We start from the raw sequence: 25917 nt of genomic DNA, 5'->3' as shown, positions 1-25917 counted from the left end.
GGCCGCGATGCACAACCCCCTGTCCGCCCTGATGGAGATCCTCCGCCGCGTGCTGCCGGCCAGCGCCGACGCCGAACTCGTCGAGGTCGAGACGCACCTCCGCGCGGGCATCGAGAGCGCGGTGCGCGCCGAGGTCACCGAGCAGGTCGAGCAGCTGCGGACCGACGTGCTCGCCGCCGTGCGGACCACGCTCAGCCCGATCGTCGGTGCTGCCGCCCTGGCGCCCGAGACCGCGGCCACCGAGCTGGCGACGCCGCCCGCAGCCTGATCCCGAAACGAGAACCGCCCGGCCTGCTGTGGGAGCGGGTGCCGGGCGGTCAATCGAAGTCGCGTTGGAGGCCGATATGGAAGCCACAGACCTGTTTTCGACGCAAGAGCCCGAGGCCGTTTTAGTGGTCGATGGCGCTTCGTCTTTGGCTGTTCCTGCGCCGCGCCGGGTGATCCTTGGCGTTGATCCTGGCGCGTCTGGCGCGATCGCCTTCTTTCGCCCGGACCGGCCGGCCGAGATCGAGGTCTACGACGTCCCGCTCGTCGACAAGATGATCGATGCCGCGCAGGTCGCGCACCTGATCCGCTCGGCCGGCGCGACCGAGGCGATGATCGAGCGCGTCGGCGCGATGCCGAAGCAGGGCGTCTCGTCCACCTTCAAGTTCGGCATGGCCTACGGGGCCGTTCTCGGGATCGTCGCCGCGATGGAGGTGCCGATCCGGCAGGCGACGCCCGGCCGCTGGAAGGCGCACTTTCGGCTCAGCGCGGACAAGGAGCAGGCTCGCGGCCTCGCCGTCCGTCAGTGGCCCGGCTCTCGCGACTTCTCGCTCAAGAAGCACCACGGCCGCGCCGAGGCCGCCCTGCTCGCCCTCTACGCCGTCGAGGTGGTGCGGTGAGCAGCTTCGCATGCAAGGCGCTGCGCGCCGATCGCGACCGCGTGGAGGTCTGGAGCCGCGTGCCCGGCTGCGAGATCTCGGTCCTCGACGGCATCTACCGGTTCGAGCGTGCGCCCGCGCGCGGGGACCGTCGGCAGCCCTCGCCGGCTCCGATCCCCGAGGCGCTGGCGCGCGCGGCGATCGCGGCCGGTGTGCCGCTGCGGCGGCCCGGGGATCTGTTCGGGGGCGTGCTGTGAGCGTGCGCGGCGCCTCGTCCGTCATGGCATCCCGGCGCGAGCCGCCGGATTCGCTCGACTTCTTCCCGACGCCGCCCTGGGCGATGCGCGCCCTTCTCGTCGAGGTGCTGCCGCGGGTGACGGCCGGCCGGCACATCCTGACCGCCTGGGACCCGGCCTGTGGCGAGGGCCACATGGTCGAGGTGTTGGGCGAGCAGATTACCTTCGCCAAGGGCTCGGACGTCTTCGACTACGGCCGGGGCTACCCGGTCGCCGACTTCCTCGACGCCGATACCCGGCTGAGCCCGGCGGCCGATCTGATCTGCACCAACCCGCCCTTCAACGCGGCGGTGAAGTTCGCGCTCAAGGCGCTCGACGAGGCGTCGGTGGTGGCGCTCCTCCTGCGCACGGCCTGGATGGAGGGCGAGGGGCGCTACGAAGCGTTATTCCGCGACCGGCCTCCGACGGTGTTCGCGCCGTTCGTCGAGCGCGTGCCGATGCTGCGCGGACGCTGGGATCCTGCGGCATCTACAGCCACCGCCTACGCGTGGTTCGTGTGGGTCGATGGCGAGCCGCCGCGAGCGCCTCTGTGGATCCCGCCGGGCCAGCGCCGGTCGCGCACGCGACCCGACGATGCTCGCCGGTTCGGCGTCACTGCCGACGCGCCGCTCTTCGACCTCGTGGCGGCGGAGTAGCGCGATGGCCTCCGCATCCTGGATCATCGAGCAGCAGCGTGCCGAAGCGGAGATGATCGACCGCTTCAACGACCTCGACGCGGTGATCACCCGCGTCGAGGACGAGGAACGGCGCCACCGCGTCACGGCCGAGACGCTCGCCGGGCAGCCGAACTGCAACGGCGCCGTCGCGCTCCAGCGCGCCAATGACCTCAGGCAGGTCCTGGCGATCGTGAAGCATCACCAGGCCAACATCGACCGCGTCCACCTGCTGGAGCAGCCGAGCCGCCTCGTGCGCAAGACGGGGAGCGGCCGATGAGCTGGTCTCCGCAACAGGATGCGGCCCTGTGCGCCATCGCGGCGTGGCACCGCGATTCCGACGATCAGGTGTTCTACCTCGCGGGGTATGCCGGCACCGGCAAGACGACGATCGCCAAGGAAGCGGCGTCGGGCTGCGATGGCGACGCCATCTTCGCGGCGTTCACCGGCAAGGCCGCGCTGGTCCTGCAGGGTAAGGGCTGCCGCGGCGCCCGCACGATCCACTCGCTGATCTACTCGGCCTACGAGCACGAGGAGATCAACGAGGCGACCGGCGAGGTCCTGCGCGTCGAGTGGCGCTACGGGCTGAACCCGCTCTCGGAGGCGTCCACCGCCGACCTAATCGTCATCGACGAGTGCTCGATGGTCGGCGACCGGCTGGGCGAGGACCTGCTGTCGTTCGGCACGAAGGTGCTCGTGCTGGGCGACCCGGCGCAGCTCCCGCCGGTGCGTGGCGAAGGCTTCTTCACCCGCGTCGCGCCCGACTTCATGCTGACCGAGATCCACCGGCAGGCCGCGGACAATCCGATCATCCGCATGTCGATGGACGTACGCGAGGGGCGTCGGCTCCAGCGCGGCGGCTACGGTGACAGCCGGGTGATCGACGTCCGCGACCTCGGCCAGCGGGCGGTGACCGGCGCCGATCAGGTGCTCGTCGGCCGTAACGTCAGCCGCCGGACGGTCAACCAGAAGGTCCGCAAGATCCAGGGCCGGGACCCGCGTCATCCGGAGCCGGGCGACCGCCTCGTCTGCCTGAAGAACAACAAGGACAAGGCGCTGCTCAACGGCGGCCTCTGGACCGTGCGCGAGATCCAGCGCGGCGAGGGCGACTTCTACTCGCTCCACGTGGATTCGCTCGACGTGCCGAAGCTCGAAGCGCGCGTGGTGGTGCACCGGCTGTTCTTCGATGGGATGCCCGAGGACATTCCGTGGGAGATCCGGAAGAAGTCGGACGAGTTCACGTACGGCTACGCGCTCACCGTCCACAAGGCGCAGGGCTCGCAGTGGGACGACGTCCTGCTGATCGACGAGAGCGCGACCTTCCGGCAGGACCGGGCCCGGCACCTCTACACCGGCCTGACCCGGGCCGCGCAGCGCATCACGGTGGCGCTATGAGCGTCGCCGAGGACTTCGCTCGCTGCGCACGGCTCCGCATGGTCGAGCTGGAGTGGTTCCGAGCCGCCGGCGTGTCGGGCGCCCAGCTCATCGGCTACCGCGTCGACCCGGGCGCGATGGGCTATGCCCAGTTCCGCCTGCTCTACCCGAGCCGGGAGCCGGTCGACCTCGGCTTCGAGGTGCGGCGCGCCCGCGTCCAGTTCCTGGCTCGGGGTCGCTTCATCCCCGCGTGGGACCGGCGCGCGGCGACCGACGAGACCGTGCCGGCCCTGGTGATCCCGGCGCTGGAGGACGGCGAGCTCGTCGACCTCGTCGCATGGCATCCGAAGACTGGGCGCCTCGCCTCGCTGGATCGTCGCGCCGGCTGGCTCGCTGGCCCGGCACCGGAGCCGGATGCGCCTCTCGTGGTGTTCGCCGATCCCCTCGCCTGGCTGGCCGCGTGCCGGGCCGGCGTGGTGGTGGTGCACGAGAGCCTCGCGCGGCCGTTCCTCCTCGCCCAGCCCGCGATCCAGGCGGCCGATGTCGGCCACGGCGAGAAGCTGCAGGCCATGCTCACCAAGGTGCGGCTGCCCCGAATCGTGGTCCCAACCTCCTCGATCGACCGGGTGGCGGCATGACGAGCGTCACCCAACTGCACGACGCCCAGCGCCTCCAGAAGCGTGCGCGGTCGAATGGCGCGAGCGCATCCGACGATGATGGGGACGGGACCGAGGGCTCGCGCCGTGTCATCCAGATCAAGGCGGCAGAGCAGGCGCGCGTCGTCGACGAGACGGAGGCGGCGCTGATCGACATGGGCGCGCCGGTCTACGTGCGCGCCGGTCGGCTTGTGCAGCCGATCCTTGAGGAGGCTCTCGCATCCGGCGGGCGGGCTACCGTGGTCGGCCGCATCAAGGAACTCTGCTCGGCATCGCTCACGGATCTGATCGGCCGTGCCGTGCTGTTCAAGCGATATTCCGAGCAACGCTCGATGTGGATCAAGGCCGATCCACCGAAGTGGGTCGCCGAGCATCTGCTGGCTCGAGCCGGGATGTGGAAGTTTCCCCGCCTGTCGGGCGTCATCACCACGCCGACGCTGCGGCCCGACGGCAGCCTCCTCGACGAGGCCGGGTACGATGGGGCGACCGGCCTATTTGTGCTGCTCGACCCGGGATTCCGCCTTGGCCACATTCCGTCTCGCCCGACCAAGGCCGACGCGCAACGCGCGCTGGACCTTCTGACGGACATCGTGTCGGGCTTTCCGTTCGTTGGGACGGCGGACCGGTCCGTAGCGCTGTCGGGGATCCTGACGACGGTGCTCCGCCCGGCGCTCCCGGTCGTGCCTTTGCACGCGATCCGGGCCCACAGCCCCGGCACGGGCAAAAGCTACCTCGTCGACTTATTCTCGGCGATCGCCGCCGGCAGGCCCTGCCCGGTCATCACGGCCGGAAAGACGGAGGAGGAGACCGAGAAGCGGCTCGGCGCCATGCTGCTCGGCGGGGCCCCGCTGATCTCGATCGACAACGCCAACGGCGAGCTGGGCGGCGACATGCTCTGCCAGATGACGGAGCGCCCGCTGGTGCGGGTGCGCGTTCTCGGTCGCAGCGAATCCCCGGAGATCGAGTGCCGCTCGATGCCGTTCGCGACGGGCAACAAGCTGACCCTGGTCGGCGACATGACCCGACGGGCCGTGCTGTGCTCCCTCGACGCGCAGGTGGAGCGCCCCGAGCTGCGGCACTTCGATTTCGACCCCGTTGCCCGGGCAATGGCGGACCGCGGCCGCTACGTGGCGGCCGCGCTCACCATCCTGCTCGCGTACCGCGAGGCCGGCTCGCCTCGGGTATGCGGACCGCTCGGCTCCTATGGAGCATGGTCCGGCACGGTGCGGTCCGCGCTGATCTGGCTCGGCGAGGCCGATCCCACAGCCAGCATGGAGACGGCTCGGGCCGAGGATCCGAACCTCGCGCAGCATCGCGAGCTGTTCGAACACTGGCAGGAGCACCTCACCGAGGGGCGCTACTACAACGTCTCGGAGATCCTTGCGATCGCCTGCGAGACCGATCCGTTCGACCACGAATACCGCAGGCCGGCCTTCCGAGAGCTTCTGATGGTCCGGACGGGCGCGCGGGCGGCGACGCCCTCAGCGGTGTCGATCGGGCGGTGGTTCAAGACGCTCAGCGGGCAGGTGATGTCCGGACACCGCCTCGCGGACCATCCCGATGAGAAGCGGGGCAATCGGTACGCGCTGATGCGGCTGAACGTGACCAGCGATGAGGATCGGGGATGAGCCGCGAGCCTCAGAGTGGGGGGGATTGGGGGGATTGGGGGGGTGTTTTCAAGCGCATGCGCGATCACTCAGGTCATGCGTCTAACAGTTCAAATATCCCCCCTAATCCCCCCAATCCCCCCCAAGCAGAGAAGTTGGAGCGTTTGTAGTGGGTGCCTCGAAGCAGAATCTTGCAGCGATCACGATGTCCGGGCGCGGTCGCTTCGGGCCTGACGACCTGACGCGCGCTGAAGCGGATCGGGGCGTCCACTTCGCCATCGCCGTCGAGCGCCTTCGTGGTTGGCCGGTGCATGCGACCCACGTCGGTGAAGAGGTTGTGCGGTACCAAGCCGAGAGCGGCGGCGATCAGATCTACGACCCTCGCGGGATCCTCACTTCCGCGCGCTACTCCGAAGTGATCGTTGTCCCCCTGGCTAGGTCACGTCGGGATTGGCCGGCAGATGCCTTCCAGGATGGCCATCTGCGGCTCGGGACGAAATGCGTCGGCGAGGAGGGGCTTGCCGAGCAGGGCCTCGTCGACGAGCCCGCGATCCAGCAGGCGATCGAGCTCCTGCGGTCCAACCCTGTTTATCTGGGCCTCATCCCAGATCGCCCTCACCCGCGCCTGCCGGCCAAGGCGCTCAGCCGCTATTCCTGGCGAGGCTGCACCTTCTACGCTGAGGCACTCTCGCGTGCGACCGGTCTGCCCGCCGCGAACATGCTGGTGGATCAGCTCGTGCCGGGGCTGGAGCTGACGGGCGGCCAGTATCACGCGGTCGTCCTGCATCCCGACGGATCGGTCGAGGACGTCTGGGGGCGCCAGTCCGCGGAGATCGTGGCCCGCCGCTACGCCATGGCTCGCTGGCACTTCGATGTCGACGCCCATCGAACGATGATCGGCGAAGCGCTGGAGCGCCGGCCGTCAGCTGCGGATGACCTTTCCGAGGCAGAAGCCTTGGTCCGCGAGCACCACCCGCCGCGCAACGGGCCGCAGCCTGCCGCCATCGATCACGCGTGAGGCCTCCCTAAGCCTCGATTCCAGGAGAACTTCCATGCCCGAGACCAACACCCCCGACCTCGTCTGCCTCGCCGCCGGAATCACGGCCTCCTACGCCGCCGGCAACCACTTCCCGGCCTCCGCGCTGCCGGACGTGCTCACGGCCGTCCACGGAGCGCTCTGCGGCCTAGCGCAGGGATCGGCGGTCGAGGCGGCCCCCGCGGCCGCTACCGACACGCCCTCCCCGGCCGAGATCCGGAAGTCGATCCGTCCGGACGGCCTCGTTAGCTTCCTCGACGGCCGATCGTACAAGACCCTGAAGCGGCACCTCACCGCCTACGGTCTGACGCCGGACGGCTACCGGAAGCGGTTCGGCCTGCCGGCGGACTACCCGCTGGTCTGCCCCTCCTACTCGGCCCAGCGATCCTCGTTGGCCAAGGCGATGATGCTCGGCGTGCCGGGCAGCCGAGCGAAGCTGCAGGCGGCGGAGTGAGGATCATGGCGGCGATCCTGATCATCTACCTCGCCAGCAGTTCGGCCTCGACCGGGATGACGATGGCGACGGCCGAGTACGGCAACGCGGCCGCCTGCGAGGAGGCCGGCAAACAGGCCGAGAAGCGGCTGTCTGGCTGGGTGACGACGGTCCGCTGGTCCTGCTCGCCCAAGGGCGATGTTGGCCCTGCCGCGCCGCAGGCCCGCTGATGCCGACCTACACGCGCATCACCCTCACCCACGGCGGCGAGGTCCGCCATTCGCGCGGCTTCGAGAGCCTGCGCATGCCCAAGCACGCATAGGACGTAAGCCAGATTGCCGACAGGCGAGGGAACATACGCTGGCAAGTTGCCTAGCCAGAGACGTCAATCGCGATAGACAGGTGCCCTTGTGCCGGCTAGAGGCACCCTATGGTTGCACCGACCTTCACTTTTCATGCCGGTCTGCCTGCGGATTGTCCGCTTCCAGACGCATCTGCTCAAGACGGCGAGATTTTTCGCGCAATCCGATCAACTGCCGCTGCGCCGGTGGATTTTGAGTCCGAGGCCGAACGCAAACGCAAAGGTCTCGACTTGAAATTATGTATTGGCTGGGGACTGTCAGTTTGGACCACTGTCGAGCATGCATTGCATGCGCGTACTGTGATCCCAGGATTTGAGAAGAAATGTATCGTTAAAATTCCTGTGACAAAATCTGATGGTGTCCTGCTCAAAACGCCTGCAAAAAATCAGGACGAACACCACACATTTTGGAAGGACGTAAATTCAGATTTTTGCGCAAAATCTGAAGTTGCCGTGCCCAAAGGCGAAGCGTGAGCTGTCAACATGTGGAGCCTAGATACTCCTTACGAACGTCCGGAAGCTCCAATTTCTTTGGACCCGACGAACGTTCTCTATTATTTTGATGGGCCGCAAATTTTTCAGTCCAAATTTGGCTTCCTGGATACAATTTTTGTCAAATCGGACGAATTTGAGGAGTCTGATCTTTGGCTGGCGTCGATGACTGACGCACAAACCATTGGCCTAATTGAAGCCAACCGCTTGTCAGTGCGCGGGGCATTTTTGAATGATCGTTGCTGGATCGTTCAGACCGACTATGACATGAACGTCGAGCGCTTCTGGCCTTGCAAGATTGATGAAATTCCCGAAAACATGATCCCCCATCCGGGCGTGGCGCTCACTTACGGTGCCCCTCGCGTTCCAGATACAGTGGAACAATCCACTTCGCTATTCTCGATAGGATTTAAAGGCAAGTCGCTCACCAAACACGGGATGCCGCTGAGCGTGTTTCGCGGATTGGTCAACAGCTTTGGCGATATCGCGAGGAATGTCCTGACTCCTACAGATCTGGCGTCTTCGAGAAGTGCCACATTTGATCTGCTAATTGGTGAGCCGAAATTCAGGAGCCTGGTCGTTTCCGTAACAGACCCAATCCTGAACATAGGAAAAATCCAGCAAAAGCTCTCGTCTGACAAAATCGGCGAAGAATTCATCGAAGAGCAAATTAAAGAGCAGGGCGATGCATTTTTTGCTAATTTGGAGGGGATTGTTCAGCAAGCTACAATGGAAAAAAACGCAAGGAATATTAGCGAAGGAAACAGAGAGCTTGTCAGCAATCTGCGCGAGCTAATACCTAGCGAGTCAACTTATATCGACTCAATTGAATTTTCTTCTTCTTTGTATGGTGACTTTCGAAACGTGTACATTGATAGGGACAATGGCGAAAAAATACATAAGGCGTTCTTCTCAGAGACTTATAAAAATACCACGCGCGCTGGCGTCATCGTTGAGATCAACGATGAAAGCCATACCTTCCTATTAAAGGGCGCGAGGAGCAGGATCACGACGTGCATCCCAAACCAAGAAATATACAATTGGCTTATCGAGCAAGATGAGTACGTGAACGGTAGTCGGATCAGCGTATCTGGTGCATTTGAGCAGCGCACATATCGAGACAGGATGTACGTCAATCAGGTTAATATGATCGCTTTTCCTTGATTTACGCGGCACGTGATAAGACTTTCTGCCAGTAGCCTTTCCACTTGCTGAAACCGGATGCACAAGAGTCGCACCTGTCGCAACGAGGTACTGGACGCCCTTGCTAACCCGGCGGTGATCCTCACGCCAAGCCATCTCGCCCGCGCAGGCAGCGAGGTATGGTGCCGCTGATACGGCGATGAATGCCCGTCTCCAGCGCGGCGTAGGCGAGCGAAGTACGACTCAGCTTGATTGGTGCAAGCCTCACCGTCGCTGTAGCTCTCGCTGTGATTGATCCGCTTCGTCAGGAAACGGGCGTGGAGCTTGTCCCACCCGGCGGCCTCATCGGCATGCACGGTGCTGTCAACGGTGTTAGGAGGGCCGATGCCAAGCCGACGTCTAACGAAAGATGAGGCTGCGAAAGCCGACGCTCTCTTAGCTGAGGTCAAGGCAATGGTAGCGGACGCGGCTGGCGGCGATCCGGTTCTACTGTTCGCGCTCCGACGCCGGCTCTTCACCCGCCTAATGTACTGGGAGCGAAGCACGCCAGCCGAGCGGACGAAGCTCAAAGCGGCGAAGCACAAGGTTCAAGGGGGCCTCTGTGCGATATGCGGAGAGCCGATGGACGTGAAAGGGTCGGAACTGGACCGGACCGACGCACTGAACGGCTACACGGCCGAGAACACTCGGCTCGTGCACCACGCCTGCCATCGTCAGGATCAAGAGGCGAAGGGGTTCCGCTAGCTTGAGCCTGCTGGGGCCGTTGTCTCGCTTGCAGCTTGGCCAGCGAACCCATCTAGTGAAGTCGACATAATCGAACTCCACTTCGTCCCGTCCCGTTCTTTGTATCGCACGTTTGTGCCGGCCACAGGCACCACTTGGCGTGTCTTCTTCCCGCCCGTGATATACTACTGGCCCGCCCCAACAGTCGTCTCGGCGATCGCCATATCAAACCTCCGTCCCAACGCGACATAACGTGCAGCCGCGGCCTAAGGTGCCGGGGTGAGTTTTCTACCTAATTCCGCGAGAGTGTGATGGTCGCGCATCCGGAGACGATCGCCAAACTTACTGCGCGGCTCGACCTAGACATCACGCATCGCCGGGAAGGGCAACTGATGAACGCGTTGCTCGGACACCCGATCGTCTGAGGTCGATTGATGTCATCCTCGCGGAGGACGGCCGGTGCGTACATCGGCCTATTCCCGCGTGCGTTATATCAGACACCCGCTTCTAGCGGCTGCCACGCTGTGCAAGTACAGCAGGGACGGTCCGAAGCATGATCTCCAAGTCGCGGCGCAGGCTCCAATTCTGCACATAATTCAGATCTTCAGCAACGCGCTCAGCATAAGTCGTATCGGCTCTTCCTGCGATCTGCCAAGCTCCGGTCAACCCCGGCGTTACTGAGAAGCAGGTTGCGAAATGGGTCCCGTACCTCTCTATTTCTGCAGCAACAATTGGCCGAGGCCCTACCAAACTCATTTCGCCCCGCCACAAATTGATCCATTGCGGCAGTTCATCGAGACTAGTTTTGCGGAGCACGTACCCAACCGATGTTACGCGCGGGTCGTCCTTCAGCCTGAAATTAGCCAGCCATTCGGCCCGAGCCTCAGGATTGGCTGCCAAGTGCGCGGAAAGAACAGCATCGCCGTTCACCATCATTGTGCGGAATTTGATACAATAGAAATTCCGTCCGTTCTTCCCAACCCTTTTTAGTCGGATCAAAGGTGCCTTTCGATCTTCAATCCAGATCGCAGCGGCAATGACCAGTAGCAAAGGAGCTAAGCCGACGCATGCGGAGATGCAAACGACAAGATCCAAGGCGCGTTTGGAACCGATCTCCCAAGAAAAAAAAGACGACTTTAAGCGATTGGCGACAAGATTGTAGCCAAACGCCGTCCAGACTTTTGCGAGATCGCCGGGCACATCTTCGAGGTGGCCACGCCACTCTTCCTCGTAGCGTTCCTGCAATTCGCTCGGCATCTTGCTCACCGCGCGAGAAAGAAGCCAGTCGACTATGTTCGGCCGAAATGCCTTGAACTCGTCAGCGAGGACCCGGCCCGCGACCGAGATGAAGATGGCAGCCAGGAAGGCAACTATCACGCCCACTTTAGACCCCCAACCTCGATCTGCAGTTCGTTGAGCGCAGATTTTGCCTTGCGAGCGCCCACTGCTGACAGCCAATAAAAACGACGTCGTGGCCGTCCCAATTCACGAGGATCCCCATCCTCCCATTTGCTTTCGAGCCAACCACAACCCTCTAACCTGATCAGAATCGGGTACAGTGTGCCCGACGCGAGCTTCGTCGCATCTGCTATCTGGACTCCGGAGAGTTCTTTCGCAGACGATGTGAGGAGGGCGCGCAACACCTTGAGCGTTTGCGCCGACATGCGTGGCTCGCCGTTCATGGTTGCAACTCTACATAGGGGGCGGATGCCAGTCAATCGGCCGATCATGCGGACCATTGCTGAGCTGCCACGGTTACGTACCAGGGAACATGCTAGGAACGACGAGCGGCGCTTTGGGCCGCGCCACCGCGTTCGATGCTCGCCCTCCCGGAAGATCCCGATCCGCCTCTTGAGCTCTGGACCTGCGCCGACGTGGAGCGCTGGCTGAAGACCGCGTTCCGGGCGATGCCCTACACCTCGATCTATGCGCCGCGCGGCAACACGCTGAAATCGGCCGACGTGAACCAGCCCAGCGCGACCTTCGACATCGTGGCCTTCACCGGCACCGTGCTGGGCGACCGGTCTGAGGAGCGAAAGATCCTGCTGATCTGGGCCCGGGCAATCGTCACCGAGGGCGAGATCGGCGGTTCAATCTCCCAGTTTTGCGAAGCTCGCGACATGAAGAGGCGCACCTTCGACAGGAAGCGCCTGCGCGCCTGCGAGAAGATCGCGCATCGGAAGAACAAGATCGACGGTCGCGGCTGAGATGCCGCGCGCAAACAGCTTGACAATGTCCAAACCGCCGCCGGACCACGTATGCGTTGCTGCTTCGTTTCGAACCGGCACAGCATTGGGGACCCACCGTGCCGGCAACGACGCAGAGCACCACCCAGGGCGCACCCAAGCGCCGCAAGATGACGATCGAGGAGGCCCTCCGCTGGGCCATCCGCGACGAGCTGCCGAAGCGGCGCGCCGACGCGCCGATCCGCGGGCCGCGATGCGCCTCCGACCCGGTCTGGCGGATGGTCGCCATGGGCGGCCGGGTCGACAACTGGTCGCGTGAGCCCGGGATGCCGCCGGCGATGGGCGACCCCCACCCGGACGCGATCACGATCGAGGCGCACCTCCAGGTCCTCAGCGAGACGCTGAAGCGGGCCGCCGTTGGATCCGCGGTCTGTCCGCTCGATCTTTCTCCCTATCCCGTCCAGGTCGAGCTGCGCGGCAAGGCCAGCCTTGATGTGATGATCGCCGCCGCGATCGACGCCACTCCGTCCTGGCTCGTGACCGGCGCGATCCGCAGCCGGCCGGAGGTCGGCGACGGCATCGCGATCGAGCCGGTGAAATCGACGAACGGCAAGATCACGCTGTGGCGGACGGTGCAGGTGCTGTGCGGCCAGGGCGAGGACGGCACGCCGTGGTTCACGAGCCACGACGAGGTTGCGGTGTCCAAGGGCGACAGCCGGGATACCGGGCTGTTCTGCAAGCTGGACTACACCCGCGTGGGATTCGAGGTCGTCGAGGAGCAGCTGCGCTACGCCTACTGGCACGCCGCGCTCGTCTACCTCGTGCCGGCCCTCCAGCACCTGACCAGCATCGAGGTGCTGCCGCCGAAGTCGCCGATCGCGCCCTGGCTGGAGCCGGCGGAAGAGGAGCGCGCGCCGCTGCCGAACCTACGGCCCCGTCGCTACGTCGAGCAGGATCGCCGGGTGGCTGGTCGCCGCGCGGCGCCGATGCGGGCCTCCCCGGTCCGGAAGATCGACCCGCGGGACTGGACGCCGCCGAGCCAGCGATCGGCTTGACCGGGAGAACGGCTTGCGGTAGTTCGGATGCGCAGAAATTTAGAAGGCCTCGGCGGACCCCCGCCGGGGCCTTCGTCGTTCCGGGCCTTGCCCGAGCGAATGGTGCGGCGCGCGTGAGCGCGTGAAAAAGGCATCTCAGTAAGCCGGCCAGCCAGGACGCCCGAAAGACCCGCAGCCGTCCTCAGGACGGTGGTTGAAGCTGTAGCCCCGGCCCGCACCTCCCTAATTCGCTGACAAAGCGGACCATTCCTTGATAGGGTCGCCCCGATGACGGATCCGCGGCCGTGACCGAACGCGACATCGTCGAGCGCCTCCACGGCCTCTGCCTCCTGGCGGACCGCCTGCGTGCGCCGGGCCACCGGCACACCCCGGAGGACTACGTGGCCGATCGCGACGAGATCCGAGACCACGCGCGGCGCTTCTACCGGGATCTGACCGGCAGCTGGCCCGGGCACGAGGCCGGCTCATCTGGTCCCGAGCGCAGACCCCGCCCGCCCGTGCCGGCGGCGATCCTGCGCCACCGCGAGCGCACCAAGGCCGCCCGCGCCGCTCGCGCCTGACGCACGGCCCGGCCCACCGACCCACGCCCCGCCCTCGCGCGAAGTTTTTCTTTGAGAGCCTCGATGACGCTTCGCCAGCGCCTGGCCACAGTCGCGATGTGCGACGCCGTGCTCGCCTGCTCGGCCTGCACGCCGAACCTCCGCCGCCGCGCGGAGCGCCTGCGGGCCCACGCCTCCGGGGACTACTCCCGGGTGAGCTATCTCGTGATCGTGGTGGCCTGACGTGACGTTCGAGGACATCACCCTGCGCGTCGGCGTCGCTGCCGATGCGAAAGGCTACTCCGCCTCCGAGCGCCTCGGCGCCGGCAAGCCGAGCGCCGGCGAGAAGCGTCGGGCCGGCCGCACGCGCAGGATGATCATGGACCTGCCGAAGGACGGCGCGGTCGTGATCGTCCACTCGCCCTCGGTGATCGGCATCTTCCGCGACCTGATCCGCTCGGTGCGGGGCGACGAGGTGGCCGATGCCACACGTGTCGTGGCCGCGCCGACCGTCCTCGACGAGCTCGCCGTCGTGCGCCGCCTCAGCTTGCCGGTCTTCCGCGACCACTTCGTCGAGGAGCAGCGCGAGCACGCCCGCGGCGTCCTTCACGCTTGGCGGCAGTGATGCCCCGCGTGCTCCGGAGCCTCGCGCTCCTCATCCGTCTCCGCCGCGCAGCGCCGCCGCCGGTCTGCTCCTGGCGCGATCCCAAGCCGAAGCTCTGCGTCGGCCGTCCGATCCACACCGGCCGGGCTCTGTCCGCTGGCGGGGCTCCCTGACATGGACGCCGCGCCGCTGCCGTTTATCGCGTGCGCCTTCGTGCTTCTGATCGCGATCGCCGGGATCGACGCCCATCACGGCGGCCGCAGCGCCGAGCGCGCCATCCGGGACGTGCTCCTGATCGGCACCCTGCACTTCGCGCTCGCGGCCTGCGTCCTGATCGCAGCCATCTGCATGGGACACGCGGCATGAACACGGTCTTCGCTTGATCCTGGTCTGCGCCGCCTCCACCGCGCAGCCCGACTGCACGCGCGATACCGCGCTCAACGTCGCCACCATCAAGACGCCCTCCGTCTTCGCCTGCCTCATGACGGGCCAGGCGAGCGTCGCCCGCGAGCAGCTGCTCGGCGATGGCCGCTACACCAAGGTGGTGTGCGGCTCCCGCCCGTGAGTTCCAACCGCCGCGTCGCCTGGGGCGCCGCCTTCGCCAGAGCTCGAGGGGATCGCGTGGTACGCCGCGAGATCCGCGAGGAGCGCCTGAAGACGAAGCCCTGCGCGACGCTCGACCTCTCCGCGTGGCGCGGCTAGTCGGGCAACCGCTACGTCGTCGCCGTCTACACGCTGGCCCAGGCCCGCTCGGACGTCGACGCCCCCGGCGCCGTCCTGATCGGCGTCCGCCGCGGTGATGACGGGCTTGCCCGCATCGTCGGCGTCGGCTGGCGCGGCACGATGGCCGAGGCCGCCGAGCTCGCCGCGGCTGACGGCGCCACCGAGATGCACGCGCACCGCCTCGCCGACTCCGACGAGGACCGCGAGGGGATCGTCGAGGACCTGGTGGGTGACGACGCGCTCTGAGCCGCGCCCCCACCTCGACCTCTGGTCGCTAGTCGCGATCTACGCGGCCGCGGCCACGATCGTCGTCGAGGCGAGCTACCAGCTGCCCATGGCTCTGCTCGACGAGTGGGGCCGGATCCTGCGGGACCGATGATGTTCCGCGCCTGGTACCGCCGCTTCGCGCTGGGCTTCGCCCGGGCGTTCGCCGCCTGATTGGATCCGGGTTTGGCCGGTCCAAACCGCACGCCAAACCGGCCAATTACTACACCTCTTGAGATGTAGTAATTGGCCCCAAGGCGCTCCCAAAACATAAGCAAAAACAGGGGCTTGCGGGTGGCTGCAAGTAGCGCCCGCGCCCGGCGCGCGCTGCGTAGGAATGCTGTCCAGGCGGCCGAGCGCGAGGAAGTCCGGGCGCTCGCCGTCGGCTACCTGCGGGTGTCGACCGACGAGCAGGCCCAGCGCGGCAACAGCTTGCCCGAACAGGAGCAGGCGATCCGCGCCTACGCCACGGCCGTCGGCCTCGAGCTCGTCGAGGTCCTCGCCGACCCCGGCGTCTCCGGCACTGTGAAGCCGGCCGACCGGCCGGGCTTCAGCCAGGTCCTGCAGCTCGCCGCCGATCGGCGCTTCAGCGTCCTCCTGGTGAAACGCTTCGACCGCCTGGCGCGCAACATCGCCCTGGCGGTCACCACCTCGTCCGAGCTCGACACGCTGCACGGCGTGACGATCCGCTCGGTGACGGAGGCGATCGACACGGGCTCGCCCTCGGGCAAGCTCATCTTCGGCGTTCTCTCGGCGATGGCAGAGCAGGAGCGCTCGGTCATCATCGAGCGCACCAAGGGCGGCCGGGTTCAGAAGGCGGGCCGCGGCGGCTTCGCCGGCGGCGTCATTCCCTACGGCTACCTGTCCGATGGGAAGGGCGGCCTGCTGATCGACGTCGAGCGCGCGCCGATCGTTCGCCGCATCTTCGACGAGAACGGCACCGGCCGCACCCTCAAGGCGATCGCCGACGGCTTGAACGCCGACGGCGTTCCGTCGCCCAAGGGCAAGCGCTGGTGGCCCTCAAACGTGAGCTACCTGCTCAACAACCAGGTCTATTCGGGCAAGGTCGAGTACGTCTTCGTGACGGACGGCGCCGTGACCCATGTGAACCGCCAGGGCGCGCACGCCCGCATCGTCCGGTGAGCCCCTTGGCCGAAGACATCGACCGCCAGCTGGACCGCCTCGAGGTCCGGCACGGCGACATCCTGGTGCTGCGCACGTCGCAGAAGCTGCAGCCGGCGACGGCCGCGCGCTGGCAGGACGACCTGATCCGCATGTGCGCGGCCGCCGGCGTCCGGGACGTGACCGTCCTGGTCCTCGACAACGCCGCCGAGCTGTCGATCGAGCGGCCGGCCACGCGCCTCGTGCAGCAGAGCCGGGACGTCCCGCAGCCGATGCAGGCCTGCTGACCATGGCAGCGCAGACGCTGACGATCCTCGATCCGGTCTCGGGCGAGCTGAAGACCATCACCGTCGGGCGCTGATCCCATGCTGGTCCTCGACGCCAGCGAGTTCGGGCTGAAGGCCGAGGCCGTCGGGCGCGCCGCCAAGCAGGTCCCGTTCGTCACGGCCGTCGCGCTGACCAACGCGATGAAGGATGCCCGGGAGGCCGAACGCGAGACCATGCGGTCCGTGTTCGATCGGCCCACGCCCTACACGCTCAACGCGCTGCAGGTGCGGCCGGCCACGAAGCAACGGCTCCAGGCGGAGCTCGGCTTCAAGGAAGGCTTCGGCGGCACGCCCGCCTGGAAGTACCTCGGGCCCCAGGTCGCCGGCGGCGAGCGGAAGCGGAAGCGCTTCGAGATCGCGCTGACCCGGGCCGGCATCCTGCGCTCGAACGAGTACTGCGTGCCCGGCCGCGGCGCCCAGCTCGACGGCTACGGCAACATGAACCGCGGGCAGATCGTCCGCATCCTGTCCGCCCTCGGGGCCGCGTCCGACGCGGCGCAGAACACGATCCGCCGGCCGAAGCGGTCGACCCGCAGGCGCAACCTGGATTACTTCGTCCTGCGCGGGACGCGGGCGCCCGACGGCGTCTACCTGCGCGAGGGGCGCGCCGCGGTACCGATCCTGATCTTCGTGAAGGGGACGAGCTACACCAAGCGCTTCCCCTATTACGAGAAGGGGCGCACAGTGGTGCCGGTCGCCTATCGGAAGCATTTCCGGGCGGCCTGGGAGCGCTTCGTCGTCAACGACGTGCGCCGGAAGGGCTGACCGCGCCGAGGCCGCCAGCGCTCCTCGCAGGGCACGGGCGGGGCCGACCAGGCCCCCACCCCCCCCAGCCAAATCCAGGGTCCTTCCCGGGAGGGGGTGCCGGTGAGGGGAATTCGGACCCCACCGGTTCACCCTCTAAGAAATTTTGAAATCGGGGGTTGTTGTTGATGTCCGGCGCCATCGATGGCCGGCTCGTGAACCGGGCTGACCTCGCCGGGATCTTCGGCGTCAGCGTCAACACGGTGACGAGCTGGATCGAGAAGGGCTGCCCCTACGTCGAGCGCGGCAGCAACGGCGTCGAGTGGCAGTTCGACACCGCCGCCGTGATCGACTGGAAGATCCAGCGCGCCGTCGAGAACGTGGCGATGAGCGCCGGCGACGACGGCACGAAGGACAGCAGCAAGGCCCGGCGCGAAGATGCGGACTGCCGCCGGGCGGTGGCCAACGCCATCGTCGCCGAGATCGGCGCCGATGAGGCGCTGAAGGCGGTCGTGTCCCGACACGACGCGGTCGCCGACATGGCGACCTTCTGCCAGGTCCTCCGGACCGGCCTCTCGAACATGGCCTCCAAGGTCGCCGGGCGGGCGGCCACGATGACCAACGCCTCCGAGATCGAGGCGATGGCCAAGGCCGAGATGAATCGAGCCTTCACGGCCGCTCGCGAGGAGATCGCGCGGCGGTGGTTTGCAGGACGCGACCCCGACGATGACGCTGGCGGAGCGGATCGGAGCCCACCGGCGGGGTGAGTACCCGGCTGGCCGCCGCGCGACGCGTACCGAGTTGGACCGGCTCTTCGACGAGGCTCTGGTCTTCAAGCCGCATATGTCCGGCTCGCAGTGGGCCGAGGAGCACGGCCGGATCCCGAAGAGCACCGGATCCGAGAGCGGGCCGGTGACCCTCTACGGGTACCAGCGCGGTCTCATGGACGCGATGTGCGACCCGACGCTGCCGCTGGTGACGGTGCTGAAGGCCGCCCGCGTCGGCTACACCCGGCTCGCCACGCTGGCGATCGGCTACCACCTCCACCAGGACCCGACGCTCTGCGCGGTGGCGCAGCCGGTCGAGGACGACGCGGAGGAGTTCGGCGCTACCGAGATCGCGCCGATGCTGCGCGAGACCCCGGTGCTCGCGAAGATGCTGCGGCCCGTCCGGAAGGGCGAGAAGCAGGACTCGGCGACCTTCTACCAGCTGTCGAACGGCGCCCTCGTGCGCGTCGTCGGCGCGGCCTCGGACGACGCCTTCCGGCGCTACTCCGCCCGGTTCCTGTTCGCCGACGAGATCGACGGCGACGGCTGGACGCCCGGCGCCAAGACGCAGGGCGACAAGCTCAAGCTGTTCTGGACCCGCGGCGAGACCTTCTACAACCGCAAGCAGGTCCGGGGCTCGACGCCGCTCCTCGAGGAGACCAGCCGGGTCTGGAAGCTCTGGCTGGCTTCGGACCAGCGGCGGTACTTCGTGCCCTGCCCGCAGTGCTCGGAGACCGCCGGCGAGCTCGACGGCTGGCAGTACCTCGACTGGGGCGGCAAGGACACGCCGCACGGTCTGAAGTGGGATCTGAACGAGGACCGGTCGCTCAAGTCCGTCTGGTACCAGGGCACCTGCGGCTGCATCATCGACGAGGGCAGCAAGGCCTGGATGGACGCCCACGGCGACTGGCGCCCGACGGCGACGCCGAAGACGCCCGGGCACGCCGGCTTCCATCTCTGGACCGGCATGTCGCTCAACGCGAACGCCGCGTGGCCGGTGATCGTGCAGGAGTGGCTGGAGGCCCAGGACGACCCGGCGAACCTCGTCCAGCCGTTCGTCAACCTGCGCCTCGGCCGGCCGTATCGGCAGACCTACGGCCAGGAGATCAAGCCGACGGCGTTCGTGGAGCGCTGCGAGGAATACGGCGCCGAGGTTCCGGATTTCGTCACCACTCTGACGCTCGGCGGCGACGTGCAGTCCGGCGCCAACGCCCGCATCGAGGGCGCCATCTGGGGCTGGGGCCCGGGCCTGGAGAGCGCCCTGATCGGCCATTTCGTCCTGATGGGCGACCCGGCCGAGCCGGGCGTCTGGCAGGCCCTGGACGCCCTGCTGAAGCGGACCTTTCGGAAGGCCGATGGCACCGAACTGCGCGTGACTGCGGCCGCCATCGACTCCGGCGGCCACCACACGGCCGAGACGTACGCCTTCTGCACCGAGCGCCGGAAGCGCAAGGTCTGGGCGATCAAGGGCAAGTCCGAGGCGCGCGGCGCCCGCACGAAGGTGTGGCCGCGGCTCGCGTCCACGAAGCTCGGCTCGTCCTGGTACATGATCGGCGGCAACGCCGCCCGCGACTTCGCCTACGGCTCGCTGCCGCTGGTCGATCCCGGTCCGCGCTACGTCCACTTCCCGGTGGTGCCGGCGCGCGGCTCCCGGCCGATCGACGCCGAGTACTTCGAGCAGCTGACCCGCGAGAAGCTCGTGGTGCGGCGGCAGGGTTTCACCGAGTGGGAGAAGCCCAAGGCCGCCCACGAGGCAGGCGTGTGCTTCGTCTACGCCTACGTCGCGATGTGCGGGCTCCAGAGCCTGTCCCGCCGCTACGTGGCGCTGGGCAAGATGCCCGACGCGCCCGACCCCTCCGACACGGTCGTGGCCGCTGAGGAGCCCGACGAGGCGCCTCCAGTCGCCGCGTCTGCTCCGGAGGCACCCGCAGCTCCGGCACCGCGGCCCGCACCGCCACCACCGCCGCCGGCACCCGCCGCGGCCACACCCCGGATCAGGCGTTCGTCATGGCTGTAGACCACACGGCGCAGATCGTGGCGATGGAGGCCGCGCTCGCGCAGGGCGTCCTGTCGGTGGCCTACGAGGGCAAGTCCGCCTCGTACCGCTCCTTCAAGGAGATGATCCAGGTCATCGCCTACCTGAAGCGGCAGCAGGCCAAGGCCAACGGCCAGGGCCGCGCCGTCGCCGGCGTGGCGGGCTTCTCGAACGGCTACCGGACCCGCGGGTCGGGCTACGGCGGGTACTAGCATGGCCGCCCTCAGGAAGGCGGCCCCCGGGCCCGCACCGCGCCCCGAGCGCGGCGTCCCGGGCAAGATGGCCCGCAGCTACGATGCCGCAGCCTCGACGCGCCTGCGCGAGCCGTGGCTGACGCGGTTCGCCTCGGCGGACACCGAGATCTTCGGGAGCGCGCGCACGCTGCGCGACCGCTCCCGCTACCTCGTCCGGAACAACCCGTACGCGGCCAAAGCGGTCGCATCCCTCGTGTCGAACATCGTCGGCGAGGGCATCGTCCCCCGCCCGGTGACCGGCAACAAGGCGAAGGACAAACGGCTCCGCGAGGCCTTCGAACGCTGGTCGTTCCGGTGCGACGCGGCGGGCCAGCTCGACTTCTACGGCCTGCAGACGCTGCTCTGCCGCGAGATGATCGAGGGCGGTGAGGTCCTGGTCCGCAAGCGGCTGCGCAAGAAGATCGGCGCCGGCGACGTGCCCTTGGAGCTGCAGCTCCTCGAGGCCGACTTCCTCGACCCGGCCCGCAACGGGATGCTGACGCCCGGGACGATCGCGATCCAGGGCGTCGAGGTCGACATCAAGACCCGCAAGCGGGCGGCCTACTGGCTCTACCCGCAGCACCCGGGCAACCTCTGGATCAACACCGGCGAGCCGACGGTCTCGGCGCCGGTGCCGGCCGATGAGGTCCTGCACGTCTACGAGCTGCAGCGGACCCAGACGCGCGGCGTCCCCTGGGGCACGCCGGCGATCGAGAACCTGCAACTGCTCGCCGATTACGAGATCGCGGAGATCACCCGCAAGCGCACCGAGGCGTGCATCGCCGGCTTCGTCGTCGACGCCGAGGATGCCGAGGACGAGGCGATCGCGCCCCAGGTCCTGGCGGCCGACGGCTCGGTCTACGAGAAGTTCGAGCCGGGCATGATCGCCCGCCTGCGCGGCGGCAAGGACATCAAGTTCAACGCTCCGAACGCGGTCGGCGGCTACGGCGAGTACAAGGTCAGCCAGCTGCAGACGATCGCGGCCGGCTACCGCGTCCCCTACGAGCTGGTCTCCAACGACCTCTCGAAGGTCAACTTCAGCTCCATGCGCGGCGGCCTCGTCGAGTTCCGCCGCCTGCTGCGCACCATCCAGTGGCACATCCTGATCCAGCTGGCCCTCCAGCCGATCTGGGAATGGTGGTGCGAGATCGCGTTCCTCGCGGGCGTGATCGACGAGCCCGTGATCCCCGTGCAGTGGGCGCCCCCAAAATTCGAGTGGGTCGACCCGATGGCGGACGCCCAGGCAGCCCAGCTCGCGATGCGTACCGGCATCCGCTCCTACCAGGACGTGGTGTCGGAGACCGGGCGCAACCCGGACGACGTGCTCGACGAGATCAACGACTGGAACACCAAGTGCGATGACCTCGGCATTGTCCTCGACTCCGACCCACGCGTCACGAACGTCGCCGGCCTCCAGCAGCCGGACCGGGAGATCAGCCCCGGGGACGAGCCGGAGCTCTCCCGACCGAACCGAGCGGCGCTCGTCCGGCTCGAGCGACGACAACGTGGTGCGCCTGCCGCCCGTGCACCGGGACGCCAGCGTTCGGCCTGAGAGCTTCGACGCCAAGGCCAACACGGTCGAGATCGTCTGGAGCACCGGTGCGAGCGTCCGCCGCTTCTCGTGGTGGGACGGCGAGGAGTACGACGAGGTCCTGTCGATGGAGCCGGGCGCGGTCCGGCTCGATCGCCTGAACGCGGGCGCGCCCTTCGTCGACACGCACGCGACCTACTGCCTCGACAACGTCATCGGCTCGGTGGTGCCCGGCACCGCCAAGATCGAGGACGGGCGCGGCATCGCGACGATCCTGCTCTCGGCCGCCCCCGGCGTCGCCGACACGGTGCAGAAGATCCGCGAGGGCGTGATCCGCAACATCTCGGTCGGGTACTGGCTGCACAAGGTGGTCAAGACCGAGGCCGACGACGGCAGCGTAGCCCGCCACGACGTCGTCGATTGGGAGCCGCTGGAGATCAGCGCCGTCCCCGTGCCGGCCGATGCCGGCTCACAGATCCGGTCCGCTGGGGGTGATGAGGGCGAGGCGATCGCCCGCTCCTCCTGCCTCATCGTGACCCGAACCCCGGCCTCCGGGCCGTCCCCGCAGAGCCGTGGAGACCAGTCCATGACCACCCGCAAGCCCGCCAAGCCGAAGGCCCAGCGCAGCAAGACCCCCGCCCAGATCGAGGCCGAGAAGAAGCGTCAGGCCGAGGCCCGCCGCGCCGCCGCCGAGCGCGCCAAGCGCGACGAGGACGACGCCGAGGACGAGGACGAAGCCGAGCGCGACGAGGAGATGGACGAGGAGCGCGAGGGCGACGAGGGCAAGAAGGACGACGATGCGGATGCCGACGACCAGCGCGACGGCGACGACGACGCCGAGGACGACGAGGATCGTGACGGCGACGACGACGAGGACGAGTCCAAGAAGGACGACGAGCGCGCCGCCGGCGCCGCGGCCAAGCGGGCCGCTGAGGCCGCGGTGAAGGCCGAGCGCGTCCGCTCCGCGAAGATCACCGAGATGGCCGAGCGCGCCGGCCTGCCCAAGCTCGGGCGCAAGCACCTCGACCAGGGCACGTCGGTCAAGCGCTTCGGCGAGCTCGTGCTCGAGCGGATGCTGAAGAAGCAGGAAGCCCGCGGCCACGAGACGCTCGCCGGCACCGGCGCGGAAGAGATCGGGCGCGACGTCGCCCGCTCCGGCTCGAAGGCCGCCTTCCAGCGCGAGGTCGAGGAGGGCGCGGCCTTCTTCCGCCGTCTCAGCGGCAAGCCCGACCCGAAGAAGAACTGATCCTGCCGGGCGCGCGGGCAACCGCGCGCCGCCCATCCGACGCGGCCGGCCTGAAGGCGGCCATCCAGGAGACCCGCCCGAATGACCGTCTTCACGAACTTCCATCCGACCGCGCTCTACGCCGGCGACTTCCCGCGCGCGACCCGCTCGCTCGTGATCGCCTCGGGCGCCAATGCCGCGGGCGTGCCCCTGAAGCGCGGCACGCCGCTCGGTCGCGTCACCGCCACCGACAAGTACATCCCGAGCGTGAAGACCGCTTCGGACGGCTCCCAGGTCCCGACGCACGTCCTGACCTTCGAGGTCGACGCCAGCGCCGCCGACGTCCGCGCGAAGGCCTACGAGACCGGCGAGTTCGCCGGCGAGGTCATGCCGATCGACGCCTCCTGGACGATCCAGACGCTGGACGACGCCTTCCGCATCGCCGGCCGGGACATCTTCATCCGCTCTGTCGGCACGGTCGCCTGACCGCACGCCGCTCCCCGCAACAATCCGGACTGACACAGGGCGCCTCGGGCGCCCTTCTCTTTTGGAGAGCCGCCCGTGCCCCTCGACAACACCTCCGTCTACTCCACCGCGTTCCTGCTCGGCGCCTACGGCGTCATCGACCGGCCGAACCCGTTCCTGTGGAACCTCGCGTTCGGCATGGAGCAGCAGTTCGAGACCGAGGAGGTCTACTTCGACAAGGTCGAGCGCGCCCGTCGCCTCGCCCCCCTGGTCCACCCCGGCGACGTCGGCCAGCCCGAGCGCCTGCGCGGCTTCAACGCCGCGAGCCTCGTGCCCGGCTACGTGAAGCCCAAGCACGTGATCGAGCCGAACCGCATGCTGCGGCGCCGGCCCGGCGAGCGGCTGCTCGGCGAGTTCTCCCCCGAGGAGCGCCGCGCCATGATCGTCATGGACACGCTCAAGATCCAGGACGACCAGATCACCCGCCGCGAGGAGCTGATGGCCTGTCAGCTCATCCAGACCGGCGGCCTGGTCCTCTCCGGTCCGAACTACCCGCAGCGCACCGCGGTCGACCTGCAGCGCAATCCGAACCACACCGTGGCGCTGACCGGCGGCGCGCGCTGGGGTGAGACCGGCGTCGACGCGCTGGACTTCCTGCGCACGTCCGCCGCCACGGTGCAGAAGAATTCGGGCTTCCACCCGAGCGTGGTGGTGCTGGATCCGCTCGCCGGCAACCTGCTGGTGAAGTCGCCCGGCATCCAGCAGATCATGAACTCGTTCCGCCAGACCAAGGGCAACGTCGACCTCGGCGGCGTCGTGGTCGGCGGCGTCGGCCGCGAGGCGAAGTACCTCGGCGACACCGGCGAGTTCGAGTTCTGGGTCTACCAGCAGTACTTCACCGACGACGTCGGCAACGTCACCCAGTTCATGCCGGACTACACCTGCATGATGCTGGATCCGGTCGGCGCGCAGGGCACCCGCCTCTACGGCGCCATCCAGGACGTCCGTGCGCTGCGCGCGATGCCGCGCTTCCCGAAGAACTGGATCAGCGAGGACCCCTCCGCGGAGTACCTCATGACCCAGTCGGCGCCGCTGCCGGTCCTGGGCTGGGTCGACGCGACCTTCTGCGCGACCGTCCGCTGATCCCGCCGGCGCCGCTCCGGCGGCGCCTCTCGCTCCCGCTGAGGTGAGGCCCGGCCTCCATGCCGAAGAAGACCATCGTCACCAAGATCGCCCTCGGCGTCGAGGACCCGGACCACGACGTCGCCGAGGTGCGCGACACCACCGGTACCGTGCTCGTTCCCGCCTCGCGCGGGATCGCGCACAAGAAGGCCGGCGAGGCCGTGACCCTGGACGCCGACGAGGCCGACCGGATCATCGCCCGCTTCGGCGGCGAGGTCCTGGAGGAGATCCCGGACGAGGGGCCGGCCGCCGACGCCAAGCCGGCCGGCAAGGCCGCCGCGAAGCCGGCCGCCGCGTGATCGACTTCGCCGCCCTGGCGCTCGGGCCCGGCATCACCGCGTTCGGGCGCCCGGTGACGGTGACGCCGCTGCCCTCGACGCCGCCTAAGCCGCCGTTCGACACGACCGGCGTCTGGTCGAAGCGGAACGTCGACGTGCCGCTGATTGAAGGCGGGAGCCTGAACACGGTCACGATCACGCTCGGGATCCGGCTGTCCGACTGGGCCGTGACGCCGGTCCAGGGCATGGCGATCTCGGTCCCGGCCGCCGGCTTCTACCCGGATGAGGGAACGCTCTGGATCGACGACGTCGATCCGGACGGCCAGGGCGGCGCGACGCTCACCCTCAAGACCAAGAAGAAACCCAAGGCGGCGTGATGTCATCGGAAGCCACCAAGATCCGCGAGGCGATCATCGAACGCCTCACGGGCCAGGACTGGCTGCCGGTGAACGGCTTCCGGCGCCAGGTCCGCCCGCAGCTCCAGGAAGAGGAGCTGCCCGCGCTTCTGGTGGTGATCGTCGACGAGCTGGAGTCGCCCGAGGACGAGGCCAACTGCGGCCAGCCGCGGTTCATGAACGAGGTCACCATCGGGATCTCGTACTGCGTCGACGAGATGCCGCCCGAGCAGCTCGACGAAGCGCTCGACGCGGCGACCAACGGGGTCCGGAAGCGGCTCCTGCAGGACCCGACCTTCGTGCGTGGCGTCGACCCGTCGAAGGCCCTGGACGACCCCGACCGCTGGCCGCTGTTCGAGGCGGTCACGAAGGTCCGGCGCGGGCGCCTGTTCCCGCAGGAGGGCGCCACGTACTTCGCGGAAGGCCGGCTGGAGATCACCTTCCAGTTCCGCACGTCCTACGACCCGGACATCGACGACGTGCTCCAGCACGTCGTCATCACCGCCCGGCCGGCCGGCGCCGGCCCGGGCACGCCCCCGATCGGGCTCACGATCGACATCCCCACGACCTGAGCCGGCCCCCGCCGCTCCCTTCCCGAAGGACACA

At 67.7% G+C, this 25917-nt stretch carries 39 protein-coding genes and 1 pseudogene; 37 read left to right on the top strand and 3 right to left on the bottom strand.

The features are described 5' to 3' along the window. The first annotated feature begins 7 nt into the window (after positions 1–7). From ACLBYG_RS20975 to ACLBYG_RS20915, 13 genes are all read left to right on the top strand, one after another. Complete coding sequence (locus ACLBYG_RS20975) at positions 8–268, top strand: hypothetical protein (protein ID WP_447682708.1); 261 nt, start codon at positions 8–10, stop codon at positions 266–268. Positions 269–344: 76 nt separating this feature from the next. Continuing rightward, positions 345–884 (top strand): hypothetical protein, encoded by a 540-nt coding sequence (locus ACLBYG_RS20970; protein WP_447682707.1) that lies wholly within the window; start codon positions 345–347, stop codon positions 882–884. Then, the gene (locus tag ACLBYG_RS20965) at positions 881–1120 is read left to right on the top strand and encodes a hypothetical protein (protein WP_447682706.1); all 240 of its coding nucleotides are present in this window, start codon (positions 881–883) and stop codon (positions 1118–1120) included. The genes ACLBYG_RS20970 and ACLBYG_RS20965 overlap by 4 nt, the downstream gene beginning before the upstream one ends. Positions 1121–1143: 23 nt before the next feature. Continuing rightward, positions 1144–1794 (top strand): hypothetical protein, encoded by a 651-nt coding sequence (locus ACLBYG_RS20960; RefSeq protein ID WP_447682705.1) that lies wholly within the window; start codon positions 1144–1146, stop codon positions 1792–1794. Between the two features lie 4 nt (positions 1795–1798). Beyond that, a complete protein-coding gene (locus ACLBYG_RS20955) occupies positions 1799–2092 on the top strand; it encodes a hypothetical protein (RefSeq protein ID WP_447682704.1) in 294 nt (97 codons plus the stop codon). Further along, positions 2089–3207 (top strand): ATP-dependent DNA helicase, encoded by a 1119-nt coding sequence (locus ACLBYG_RS20950; RefSeq protein WP_447682703.1) that lies wholly within the window; start codon positions 2089–2091, stop codon positions 3205–3207. Before ACLBYG_RS20955 ends, ACLBYG_RS20950 begins: the two co-directional genes overlap by 4 nt. Then, on the top strand, positions 3204–3824 hold the full coding sequence (locus ACLBYG_RS20945) for a hypothetical protein (RefSeq protein WP_447682702.1): 621 nt from the start codon (positions 3204–3206) through the stop codon (positions 3822–3824). The genes ACLBYG_RS20950 and ACLBYG_RS20945 overlap by 4 nt, the downstream gene beginning before the upstream one ends. After that, complete coding sequence (locus ACLBYG_RS20940; protein WP_447682701.1) at positions 3821–5470, top strand: hypothetical protein; 1650 nt, start codon at positions 3821–3823, stop codon at positions 5468–5470. Before ACLBYG_RS20945 ends, ACLBYG_RS20940 begins: the two co-directional genes overlap by 4 nt. 148 nt (positions 5471–5618) lie before the next feature. Beyond that, on the top strand, positions 5619–6467 hold the full coding sequence (locus ACLBYG_RS20935) for a hypothetical protein (RefSeq protein WP_447682700.1): 849 nt from the start codon (positions 5619–5621) through the stop codon (positions 6465–6467). A gap of 34 nt (positions 6468–6501) precedes the next feature. After that, positions 6502–6939: a MucR family transcriptional regulator gene (locus ACLBYG_RS20930; RefSeq protein WP_447682699.1), complete on the top strand. Its 438-nt coding sequence runs from the start codon at positions 6502–6504 to the stop codon at positions 6937–6939. Positions 6940–6944: 5 nt separating this feature from the next. Continuing rightward, positions 6945–7148, top strand: a complete 204-nt coding sequence (locus ACLBYG_RS20925) for a hypothetical protein (protein WP_447682698.1) — start codon at positions 6945–6947, stop codon at positions 7146–7148. 200 nt (positions 7149–7348) lie between these two features. Further along, complete coding sequence (locus ACLBYG_RS20920) at positions 7349–7753, top strand: hypothetical protein (RefSeq protein ID WP_447682697.1); 405 nt, start codon at positions 7349–7351, stop codon at positions 7751–7753. A gap of 9 nt (positions 7754–7762) precedes the next feature. Further along, a complete protein-coding gene (locus ACLBYG_RS20915) occupies positions 7763–8935 on the top strand; it encodes a hypothetical protein (protein ID WP_447682696.1) in 1173 nt (390 codons plus the stop codon). Between the two features lies 1 nt (position 8936). On the opposite strand, the pseudogene ACLBYG_RS20910 reads toward ACLBYG_RS20915, so the two are convergent. Continuing rightward, a pseudogene (locus ACLBYG_RS20910) lies at positions 8937–9276 on the bottom strand (transposase); the annotation flags it as partial. A 259-nt stretch (positions 9277–9535) separates the two neighbouring features. Between ACLBYG_RS20910 and ACLBYG_RS20905 the strand changes: the two are divergent. Continuing rightward, positions 9536–9658: a hypothetical protein gene (locus tag ACLBYG_RS20905; RefSeq protein WP_447682695.1), complete on the top strand. Its 123-nt coding sequence runs from the start codon at positions 9536–9538 to the stop codon at positions 9656–9658. A gap of 486 nt (positions 9659–10144) precedes the next feature. Here ACLBYG_RS20905 and ACLBYG_RS20900 read toward each other — a convergent pair whose 3' ends face one another. Together ACLBYG_RS20900 and ACLBYG_RS20895 are read right to left on the bottom strand one after the other, a co-directional pair. After that, positions 10145–11020, bottom strand: coding sequence for a sugar transferase (locus ACLBYG_RS20900; protein ID WP_447682694.1), 876 nt, complete (start codon positions 11018–11020; stop codon positions 10145–10147). Then, complete coding sequence (locus tag ACLBYG_RS20895; RefSeq protein WP_447682745.1) at positions 11011–11301, bottom strand: PadR family transcriptional regulator; 291 nt, start codon at positions 11299–11301, stop codon at positions 11011–11013. The genes ACLBYG_RS20900 and ACLBYG_RS20895 overlap by 10 nt, the downstream gene beginning before the upstream one ends. Before the next feature lie 210 nt (positions 11302–11511). On the opposite strand from ACLBYG_RS20895, the gene ACLBYG_RS20890 reads away from it, so the two are divergent. The 23 genes from ACLBYG_RS20890 (at position 11512) to ACLBYG_RS20780 (ending at position 25883) form a co-directional block, all read left to right on the top strand. Next, the gene (locus ACLBYG_RS20890) at positions 11512–11844 is read left to right on the top strand and encodes a hypothetical protein (RefSeq protein ID WP_447682693.1); all 333 of its coding nucleotides are present in this window, start codon (positions 11512–11514) and stop codon (positions 11842–11844) included. 98 nt (positions 11845–11942) lie between these two features. Then, on the top strand, positions 11943–12878 hold the full coding sequence (locus ACLBYG_RS20885) for a hypothetical protein (RefSeq protein ID WP_447682692.1): 936 nt from the start codon (positions 11943–11945) through the stop codon (positions 12876–12878). A gap of 284 nt (positions 12879–13162) precedes the next feature. Further along, positions 13163–13438, top strand: coding sequence for a hypothetical protein (locus ACLBYG_RS20880; RefSeq protein WP_447682691.1), 276 nt, complete (start codon positions 13163–13165; stop codon positions 13436–13438). 63 nt (positions 13439–13501) lie between these two features. Further along, positions 13502–13660 carry a hypothetical protein gene (locus ACLBYG_RS20875; protein ID WP_447682690.1) on the top strand — a complete coding sequence of 53 codons (159 nt, stop codon included), beginning with the start codon at positions 13502–13504 and terminating at the stop codon, positions 13658–13660. 1 nt (position 13661) lies between these two features. Then, positions 13662–14042 carry a hypothetical protein gene (locus tag ACLBYG_RS20870; protein WP_447682689.1) on the top strand — a complete coding sequence of 127 codons (381 nt, stop codon included), beginning with the start codon at positions 13662–13664 and terminating at the stop codon, positions 14040–14042. A 153-nt stretch (positions 14043–14195) separates the two neighbouring features. Continuing rightward, positions 14196–14387, top strand: a complete 192-nt coding sequence (locus tag ACLBYG_RS20865; protein ID WP_447682688.1) for a hypothetical protein — start codon at positions 14196–14198, stop codon at positions 14385–14387. 13 nt (positions 14388–14400) lie between these two features. Further along, positions 14401–14586, top strand: a complete 186-nt coding sequence (locus ACLBYG_RS20860) for a hypothetical protein (protein ID WP_447682687.1) — start codon at positions 14401–14403, stop codon at positions 14584–14586. Further along, a complete protein-coding gene (locus tag ACLBYG_RS20855; protein WP_447682686.1) occupies positions 14583–14723 on the top strand; it encodes a hypothetical protein in 141 nt (46 codons plus the stop codon). Before ACLBYG_RS20860 ends, ACLBYG_RS20855 begins: the two co-directional genes overlap by 4 nt. A 141-nt stretch (positions 14724–14864) precedes the next feature. Beyond that, positions 14865–14990 carry a hypothetical protein gene (locus tag ACLBYG_RS20850; protein WP_447682685.1) on the top strand — a complete coding sequence of 42 codons (126 nt, stop codon included), beginning with the start codon at positions 14865–14867 and terminating at the stop codon, positions 14988–14990. Then, positions 14974–15123 (top strand): hypothetical protein, encoded by a 150-nt coding sequence (locus ACLBYG_RS20845; protein ID WP_447682684.1) that lies wholly within the window; start codon positions 14974–14976, stop codon positions 15121–15123. The genes ACLBYG_RS20850 and ACLBYG_RS20845 overlap by 17 nt, the downstream gene beginning before the upstream one ends. Positions 15124–15302: 179 nt before the next feature. Continuing rightward, positions 15303–16151 carry a recombinase family protein gene (locus ACLBYG_RS20840; RefSeq protein WP_447682683.1) on the top strand — a complete coding sequence of 283 codons (849 nt, stop codon included), beginning with the start codon at positions 15303–15305 and terminating at the stop codon, positions 16149–16151. A 5-nt stretch (positions 16152–16156) separates the two neighbouring features. Next, positions 16157–16417, top strand: coding sequence for a hypothetical protein (locus ACLBYG_RS20835; protein ID WP_447682682.1), 261 nt, complete (start codon positions 16157–16159; stop codon positions 16415–16417). Between the two features lie 78 nt (positions 16418–16495). After that, positions 16496–17221, top strand: a complete 726-nt coding sequence (locus tag ACLBYG_RS20830; RefSeq protein WP_447682681.1) for a hypothetical protein — start codon at positions 16496–16498, stop codon at positions 17219–17221. Positions 17222–17388: 167 nt separating this feature from the next. After that, a complete protein-coding gene (locus tag ACLBYG_RS20825; RefSeq protein WP_447682680.1) occupies positions 17389–17967 on the top strand; it encodes a terminase small subunit in 579 nt (192 codons plus the stop codon). Then, positions 17927–19984, top strand: a complete 2058-nt coding sequence (locus tag ACLBYG_RS20820) for a phage terminase large subunit family protein (protein ID WP_447682679.1) — start codon at positions 17927–17929, stop codon at positions 19982–19984. The genes ACLBYG_RS20825 and ACLBYG_RS20820 overlap by 41 nt, the downstream gene beginning before the upstream one ends. Further along, entirely contained in the window at positions 19975–20214 is a 240-nt protein-coding gene (locus ACLBYG_RS20815) for a phage head-tail joining protein (RefSeq protein WP_447682678.1), read from the top strand. Before ACLBYG_RS20820 ends, ACLBYG_RS20815 begins: the two co-directional genes overlap by 10 nt. Position 20215: 1 nt before the next feature. Continuing rightward, the gene (locus tag ACLBYG_RS20810; protein ID WP_447682677.1) at positions 20216–21787 is read left to right on the top strand and encodes a phage portal protein; all 1572 of its coding nucleotides are present in this window, start codon (positions 20216–20218) and stop codon (positions 21785–21787) included. Continuing rightward, the gene (locus tag ACLBYG_RS20805) at positions 21744–23012 is read left to right on the top strand and encodes an HK97 family phage prohead protease (RefSeq protein ID WP_447682676.1); all 1269 of its coding nucleotides are present in this window, start codon (positions 21744–21746) and stop codon (positions 23010–23012) included. Before ACLBYG_RS20810 ends, ACLBYG_RS20805 begins: the two co-directional genes overlap by 44 nt. Positions 23013–23093: 81 nt before the next feature. Next, complete coding sequence (locus tag ACLBYG_RS20800; protein WP_447682675.1) at positions 23094–23477, top strand: head decoration protein; 384 nt, start codon at positions 23094–23096, stop codon at positions 23475–23477. A gap of 75 nt (positions 23478–23552) precedes the next feature. After that, positions 23553–24599: a major capsid protein gene (locus ACLBYG_RS20795; protein ID WP_447682674.1), complete on the top strand. Its 1047-nt coding sequence runs from the start codon at positions 23553–23555 to the stop codon at positions 24597–24599. Positions 24600–24658: 59 nt separating this feature from the next. Then, positions 24659–24937, top strand: a complete 279-nt coding sequence (locus tag ACLBYG_RS20790) for a hypothetical protein (RefSeq protein ID WP_447682673.1) — start codon at positions 24659–24661, stop codon at positions 24935–24937. Further along, complete coding sequence (locus ACLBYG_RS20785) at positions 24934–25293, top strand: head-tail joining protein (protein ID WP_447682672.1); 360 nt, start codon at positions 24934–24936, stop codon at positions 25291–25293. Before ACLBYG_RS20790 ends, ACLBYG_RS20785 begins: the two co-directional genes overlap by 4 nt. After that, positions 25293–25883 carry a hypothetical protein gene (locus ACLBYG_RS20780; protein ID WP_447682671.1) on the top strand — a complete coding sequence of 197 codons (591 nt, stop codon included), beginning with the start codon at positions 25293–25295 and terminating at the stop codon, positions 25881–25883. Before ACLBYG_RS20785 ends, ACLBYG_RS20780 begins: the two co-directional genes overlap by 1 nt. Positions 25884–25917: the final 34 nt, after the last annotated feature.

Source organism: Methylobacterium sp. D53M, assembly GCF_053345625.1.
The sequence above is the reverse complement of the archived record's forward strand: the minus strand, read 5'-3'. Positions and strand labels throughout refer to the sequence as shown.